Annotated in this window: 10 protein-coding genes and 2 pseudogenes; 2 read left to right on the top strand and 10 right to left on the bottom strand. The window is 53.4% G+C overall.

Features of this window, described 5'->3' with window-relative positions; translation table 11 throughout:
- The first annotated feature begins 22 nt into the window (after positions 1–22).
- Both A5N84_RS11485 and cysZ read left to right on the top strand, forming a co-directional pair.
- Positions 23–598, top strand: coding sequence for a LysR substrate-binding domain-containing protein (locus A5N84_RS11485; protein ID WP_233119891.1), 576 nt, complete (start codon positions 23–25; stop codon positions 596–598).
- Positions 595–1,310 (top strand): annotated as a pseudogene (gene cysZ / locus A5N84_RS03055) (sulfate transporter CysZ). Before A5N84_RS11485 ends, cysZ begins: the two are co-directional and overlap by 4 nt.
- Here the strand turns inward: cysZ and A5N84_RS09815 are convergent.
- The 10 genes and pseudogenes from A5N84_RS09815 to A5N84_RS10210 form a co-directional block, all read right to left on the bottom strand.
- Complete coding sequence (locus A5N84_RS09815) at positions 1,307–1,474, bottom strand: hypothetical protein (RefSeq protein ID WP_158008627.1); 168 nt, start codon at positions 1,472–1,474, stop codon at positions 1,307–1,309. The pseudogene cysZ and the gene A5N84_RS09815 sit on opposite strands and share 4 nt — an antisense overlap.
- On the bottom strand, positions 1,401–2,255 hold the full coding sequence (locus A5N84_RS03060) for an AEC family transporter (protein ID WP_078055533.1): 855 nt from the start codon (positions 2,253–2,255) through the stop codon (positions 1,401–1,403). The genes A5N84_RS09815 and A5N84_RS03060 overlap by 74 nt, the downstream gene beginning before the upstream one ends.
- 338 nt (positions 2,256–2,593) lie before the next feature.
- Complete coding sequence (locus A5N84_RS03065) at positions 2,594–3,907, bottom strand: YadA-like family protein (protein WP_072281229.1); 1,314 nt, start codon at positions 3,905–3,907, stop codon at positions 2,594–2,596.
- Positions 3,867–4,223, bottom strand: coding sequence for a hypothetical protein (locus tag A5N84_RS03070; protein WP_072281230.1), 357 nt, complete (start codon positions 4,221–4,223; stop codon positions 3,867–3,869). Before A5N84_RS03070 ends, A5N84_RS03065 begins: the two co-directional genes overlap by 41 nt.
- Positions 4,224–4,357: 134 nt before the next feature.
- Entirely contained in the window at positions 4,358–5,128 is a 771-nt protein-coding gene (locus A5N84_RS03075) for a DUF58 domain-containing protein (protein WP_269844259.1), read from the bottom strand.
- Positions 5,052–5,627 carry a hypothetical protein gene (locus A5N84_RS12430; protein ID WP_072281232.1) on the bottom strand — a complete coding sequence of 192 codons (576 nt, stop codon included), beginning with the start codon at positions 5,625–5,627 and terminating at the stop codon, positions 5,052–5,054. The genes A5N84_RS03075 and A5N84_RS12430 overlap by 77 nt, the downstream gene beginning before the upstream one ends.
- Positions 5,628–5,651: 24 nt before the next feature.
- On the bottom strand, positions 5,652–5,795 hold the full coding sequence (locus A5N84_RS10510) for a hypothetical protein (RefSeq protein WP_198923745.1): 144 nt from the start codon (positions 5,793–5,795) through the stop codon (positions 5,652–5,654).
- Positions 5,785–6,518 (bottom strand): annotated as a pseudogene (locus tag A5N84_RS10515) (AAA family ATPase). The gene A5N84_RS10510 and the pseudogene A5N84_RS10515 overlap by 11 nt, the downstream one beginning before the upstream one ends.
- Before the next feature lie 13 nt (positions 6,519–6,531).
- Positions 6,532–6,699: a hypothetical protein gene (locus tag A5N84_RS10525; protein WP_198923747.1), complete on the bottom strand. Its 168-nt coding sequence runs from the start codon at positions 6,697–6,699 to the stop codon at positions 6,532–6,534.
- Positions 6,700–6,721: 22 nt separating this feature from the next.
- On the bottom strand, positions 6,722–7,280 hold a 559-nt coding region (locus tag A5N84_RS10210), incomplete at its 5' end, for a hypothetical protein (RefSeq protein ID WP_158008629.1).

Below are 7,280 nucleotides of genomic sequence, written 5' to 3' on the forward strand. Positions count from 1 at the left end.
CTCCCCCAAAGCCCTCCCCATCCTGCAAGAACAACACCCCAGCTTCAAACTTCATATCCACGAACAACCCACCGAAACCCTACTCAGCAACCTTTATACTGGACAAATCGACGCCGCCGTCATCGCCCTACCTTATCCCCAGCAAAACCTTGACATCATCCCCTTTGCTGAAGAACGCTTCTACGTTGTCGCCAACAAACAACATCCCATCGCACAACAAAACAGCGTCAAACCCAATCAACTCAGACAAACCAACCTCCTCCTCCTTGAAGAAGGACATTGCCTGAGCGAACAAATTATCGACTTATGCAAAATTGAACCTCAATTTAACAAACAATATTTCAACGAAGCCAGCCTCAGCACCCTCTTCCAACTCGCCGTCAATAACATGGGCGTCACCCTCATGCCAGCCATCTCACTAGAAAGCATTGCCCATTACCAACAAATCAACACCATCGCCCTCAACGTCCCCAGCCCACATCGCCAACTTGCCATCGTCACCCGCAACCACTACCCACGCCGTGACGAACTCCTCCACCTAGCCAAACTCTTCGCCCAATCCCTAGCCAACCAACAAGGCGTCAACCCCCTCCTATGAAAGCCCCACTCTGCCTGCTAGAAGCATTTAGCTGGCTCACCACCCCCAGCCTGCGCAAATATATTGTCTTACCATTGCTTATCAACACCCTTCTCTTTGCAGGCGCAACCTACACACTCATCTATCACCTAGAGCGCCTCATCAACCTCCTACTCCCAAGCGACAGCTGGCTACACTACCTCCATTGGCTCGTGTGGCCACTCATCGCCCTCACCCTCCTCATCGCCATCTTTTACAGCTTTCATCTCCTAGCCAACCTCATCGCCGCCCCCTTCAATGGCTTTTTAGCCCAAGCCGTTGAAACCTTAGAACGCGGACAAAGCCCCGACAGCGGACTCACCCTCACTCAAGAAATCTACCAAAGCCTCAAACAAGAACTACAAAAAACCCTCTACTTTCTCACCCGCGCCCTCCCCATCCTCCTCATCAGCTTCATCCCCGTACTCAACCTCACCGCCCCCTTTTTATGGTTTTATACGCCGCATGGGTCAGCGCCCTCCAATACATGGACTACCCCATGGCAAACAACGGCATCCCCTTCCGCCAACAACGCCAAATTCTAAAAACCACCCCCCTCAACACCCTAAGCTTTGGCAGCCTCACCACCCTCCTAATGAGCATCCCACTGCTAAACCTCATTATCATGCCCGCCAGCGTCATCGGCGCCACCCTCTATTGGAGCCGCCACCTGTGCCCCCAACACCAACCCTAAAATCCCCCCATCCGCTGCCATAACAACAACACCGCCCCCATACTCACAAACGACGCCAGCGTACTCACCACCACCATCGCCGCAATCCGCTCACCATAGCCATAACGTTGCCCAAGCATCGCCACCGTACTCGCCACCGACACACTTGCAAACAACGCCCCCACCCAAACATCCTGCAACGACGCCCCCCCAAAAACGCAAAACACCCCCACCACCAACAACGGATGCAACACCACCCGCCCCCAGCCCCACAAACCCAATCATCCCCAACTCCCCACGCACCCGCAACCCATACAAACTTCCCCCAATTACAAACAACGCCACAGGTGCCGCCGCAGGCGCCAACAACCCCGTAACCCTCCCAAGCGTCTCAGGCACCGCCACCCCACCAAGCGAAAACCCCAACGCCACCGCCAACGCCAACAGCAAAGGATTTCTCAGCAAACGCCCCCCCAAACGCCCAAACACCACCCACCAACGCCCACCATCTACCCTAGAAAAATCCGCCAAAATCAACATCAAAGGAATCAACAAAAAATTCTCCACCAACATATTCATCGCAAAATAGCGCGCCGCCACCTCAGACCCCAACACCATAGACAACACTGGCAACCCAATAAACCCACTATTTCCAAACGCCAACCCCAAACCATTTAACGCCGCCGCTGCCAACGGCTCACGCCAAAACCACCGCGTCACCACCACCCCAAGCAAAAAAATCACCAACGCCGACCCCCCATATAACCGCAAATACTCTGGCTGCCACACCCCCGAAAAAGACTGCCCCGCCAAAGCATGAAAAATCAACGCAGGCAACGCCACATTCAACACAAACACCCCCAACCCACGCACCTGCTCCGCCTGCAACAACCCAAAGCGCACCGCCCCATAGCCAAACGCCATCACCAAAAAAATCGGCGCAACAATCCCCAACACCTCAGACATAAATCCCTCCTAAAAATACCGTAGCGAACAAAACCAATCCACCTAAACCCCAGAAACAGCATGGAATAAGCATAAAACTCTTACCATTCCACCCCCTCAATAATTACTTTATACTCACCACGTGCTGACATTAAATTTAAAGCACATTATCTTTCTAATGACACAAGCGCCACCAGTTTTTCAGCCGACAGATTCGATTAATCCTAAACCACCTATTAAAAAAGGGTTTCCAAAAAACCCTTTTTCTCTTTAGTCCACCAAAGCCAATCGTTTATAAAAAAATTCATGCAAATAAAAACTTGGCTAACTTAGACAAAAATATCACTTCCAGCGATAACTCACCCCCACCCCAAACCAGCATCATTGCGATTCATATTAACCGCTCCTTTAACAATCCAACGTCCATTATCACTGACCATCGAACCGCCAACAGCCAAAGCACTTTCACCACGAAAATGCGCAACACCTGCTGAAATTGCGCGCGTACCTGCCAAATATTCCTGTGGCAACATCGCTGTAGCCATAGCAGAAGCAACCCCACTACGCCCACGCATATCCACCTCATCCAAACGCGACTGCATCTGATACAACTGATGCCCATTCACTGCATCCCAACTCCCCTGTTCCACCCGTGCTGGATAGACATGTTGCACCCGTTTATAATTTGCATCCAAACCTTCTTGGCTGACATACGTCTTCCCATCAACACTCAACCCCTCTTGATTAAGCGCCACATCGCCCGTTGCTACACTATCAACCTGCAATGAAGAAGCCAAGCGCACCGAATAATTATCCCCCAAACGACTGACCACAATATTGCCATCCCCAGAAGAAACAGTCGTATTATCCACAACATACGTATTTCTCACCACAGGGCGCGACGCCAGTGCAAATAACTGACTCCCATTAACCGCATCTGTTGAAGTTGCAGAAAGTTCACCAGCCGCTACATTCATCACTCGACGTTCCTTGCCCGAAGCCCCTACAGTAACCCCACCAACAGACTGAGCACCTGCAAAATTGCCATATGTTGTGCCATCAATCGTCGCACTTGATACCGTCCCCTTCGTGCCAGCTGTTGTCGTCGCCCCATTCGCCCCAGTGCTTGTAATATTAGCCACATTCTGATTAGGCTGCTGCTGATTGCCTTCAACCGCCGTACTATAATCCCCCAAATATACCGAATCTGCCTGCGTACCAATAACCCTATCTTCAACAGTATAAATCTCTGTTACAAAACTACCTGTTACTTTATCATCTTCGTCGAAAGTATAAACCCGACGCCGACCAATAGATTTAGGCGAAACATCGGATTTCACACCCACATGACTCCCCAAAATATACGTATTAGAAGAACTCACATAATTGTCATTACCAATCACCTTAGCGTTATCCACCACTGTCTTTTTAATCTCTACTGACGAATTAGGATTACCCGTAATCCTCCTAATCGCCCGATCATCATTAATTAACTTATAATTTTCGCCATCATGGTAGTAATAACCTGTTGCTCCAAATGAATTATTATTCCCCATTATATTAATATTTGAGTTCCCTGGCCCAGCCAAATTATCATTGCCAGCAGCATAAGAAAAATCAGCCCCCAGATAACTAGGGTCTCCAAAAGCTCCTGAATGATCTCCCAAAACCACATTCCCCCACCCCAAAAGCAATACTTTGCTTCCCACCTGCCAAAGTATTATCCCCAAACGCAATTGCCTGTGAACCAGTAGCTTTGGCGTTAACACCGAACTCCAATTTTTTTACAACCCCACCAACAGAAGGTTGAGAACCTTGAACAGAAGGGACACCCTGACAAACTAACGCCCCACCTGCCCCAAGAGCACAATTTCCACCCCCAGATGGCACAATCGTATGCTGCGCCATCGCTTGTCCAAAAATAACACCCAAACCCAAACTGCCCAACCGCAATCCCTGAATCATAAAAAAACCAACCACATTATTCATATATCAATATAATCCTTATTAATTTGTAATAGATCCCTACAAGCCACGCTATAGTTGGAGAAGTGAAAAAAATATCATTAATTCCAAACACTTAACCGCATCACTTCTTCAGCCCTATAAAAAGGCATAGCCGCTTAAGATAGCATATTCTCTACCGCATCCCAATAACACCCAACCAACCCCCTACCCACCTCATTTGCTTGCACACTCACAAACCGCACCCCCACATCACGCAACCGCGCCTCCCATAACGCAAACGCATTCACATAAGCATCACGCGCCCCACAGCGTAACGCATCCGCCACATCAGAAACCGCCTCCACCGCCTGTAAAAACGGCGGACACACATTCACCACCACCACCCTATGCCGCAACGCCAAACGCCGCACCTCTTGCTCAAGCCTCTCCACATCCGCCAGCGCCAACATCGTCACCACCACCACCAACGCCTGCTTCCCCTCACACCGCAACACCTGCCCAATCCCCTGATAATCGCGCACCTCATCCGCCCCTATATCCAACACCCCTGTCAAAATCCGCTCATATTGCCCGACCCCATCCGCAGCTTCCACCGCCACCTGCAAACCAGCTGAAAACCCATACAACCCCACCGCATCACCACTACTCAACCCCAAGCGTGCCAACTCTGCCACCATTGCCAACACCTCATCCAACACCCCCACCTCCCCATAGCGCGCCAGCATCATCTGCGAACCATCGACCACCCACACCACACGCTGCTGCTGCTCCTGCTCAAACTCCCGCGCCAACCAACGCCCCAAACGCAAACTCGCACGATAATCCAGCGCATGCAAACCATCCCCCCATTCAAATTCCCGCAACTGCCGAAACTCCCCCCCACGCGCCCGCAATCGATTCCCCACAGCCCACTGCTGCGACTTCACCTGCGACAACGCCCGCAGCGCCGAACCCGTCAACCTCGGAAACACCCGCACCACCTGCACCTCCTCTAAAAACACCTCTCGCACCCACAACCCCCAACGCCAACCATAGCGCACCTGCGCCCCCCAAAATTGCCCATCGCCCCCGCTGCTGCCCACACACCTCATACTCCAAACGTCTCACCTCACCCGCCTGCAAATTAACCACCAACGGCAACCCCTTCGCCACCAACCCCGCCTCCAAATGCTCAAATATCGCCACCTGCACCCTACGCCCCCCCTCATTGCGCACCACCAAGCCCACCTCAAAAGAGCGCCCCACCACCTGCACCCCATCCACCTCACGCACCAACGACACCCTCCCACCCGCACGCAAACACCGCACTCTCGTCCCCCAAAGCACCACTGCCCACAACCCAAGCACCGCCCAACCCCAACCAAGCGCCCAATCAAACCACCCCAACACCGCCAACACCACCATCACCAGCCGCCCACCCCACAAACTGCCCCCAAGCCGCCAACACCCTCATCGCCTAGGCACCGCCACATCAGCAAGCAAACGCGCCACCACCGCCTCCACCTGCACCCCATCCAACTGCGCCTCCAACGCCAAACGCAAACGATGGCGCAACACCAACGGCGCCAACTCCTGCACATCCTCAATCAGCACATAATCGCGCCCCCCGCAACACCGCCAACACCCGTGCACAAACCAACAAAGCCATACTTGCCCGAGGGCCTGCCCCAAAAACCACATCCGCCGCCTCACGCGACGCTCGTACCAGCGCCACCACATAATCCACCACTCGCCCATCCACCCGCACCCCACGCGCGCCCTGCTGCGCCGCCAATAAAGCCGCCTCATCCACCACCGCCTCAACTGCACCCTCCCCCAGCAAAGGACGCTCACCCGCCAAAACCCGATGCAACAACCGCCCCTCCTGCTCCAAAGACGGAAACCCCACCACCACATTTAACAAAAAGCGATCCAACTGCGCCTCAGGCAACGCATACGTCCCCGCCATCTCCAACGGATTTTGCGTTGCCAACACCATAAACAGACGCGGCAATACAAGCGAACGCCCCTCAATCGACACCTGACGCTCCTGCATCGCCTCTAAAAGCCCCGCCTGAGTCTTCGCAGGCGCGCGATTTAACTCATCTGCCAATAAAAAATTCGTAAAAACAGGGCCTTTGCGCAACATAAATGCATTTTTAGCTGGATTAAACACCATCCCCCCGTTACATCTGCTGGCAACATATCAGGCGTAAACTGCACTCTCCGAAATTTTGCCGCAACCGAACGCGCTAACGTCTGCGCCAACAAAGACTTCCCCAAACCAGGCAACCCCTCCAGCAACACATGCCCCCCAGCCAAAAGCGCCACCAACACCCCCTCAATAGCCTCATCTTGCCCCCACCATCACCCGTTGCAAATTACCCCGCAACAACCCAGCCACCTCAGCCAACACCGCCACATCACTCACATCAACCTCCTTAAACATTCCACATCCTGCATAAAGCGTACAAAATCCAACTCCCCCTCTACCACTGGCAACACCCCCACCCCACACAACATCGCCACCCGCGCCCTGTCTAAACCACAGCCTCAACCAACCACTCCAACGCCCTATCCTCCCCCCCAATCTGACGCACAAACAGCCTAAAATCCCCCGCCAGACGCCGCCTCGCCTCAAGCGCCAACCACTCATAGCCCCCCACAGAAACCCAATAATTCCCTGCCGCCTGCAAATGCCCCCACTCATCAACCTGCTGGCGTTGCTCCAATAACAACGACCCAAACCGACGCCCAAACCGCCACAACAACAACCCAAGCGCCACCGCCCCAGCAACCGCCAACGCCCACCACCGACGCGCCAACACAAAATCCCAACCAACCCTACGCACCTCCCCAAACCCCTCTGACAACCACAACACCCGCCGCCCCTCCCCCAATACCGCGCGCAAATACGCCATATTATCCCCCATCGCCACAGGCACCTGCACCAAATCCGCTGGACGCCCCCTCATTCCATACCCCACCTCATTAGACCACCAAGCCAAATCATGCCCCAGCGCCACCACCGCCCCATCGCCCACCGCCTTTATCCGCGCAAATGCCACCCCCCTCACACGCCAAACCCACCCCCAAATC

Source organism: Rappaport israeli, assembly GCF_001888055.1.
Taxonomy (GTDB): Bacteria; Pseudomonadota; Gammaproteobacteria; order Cardiobacteriales; family Cardiobacteriaceae; genus Rappaport; species Rappaport israeli.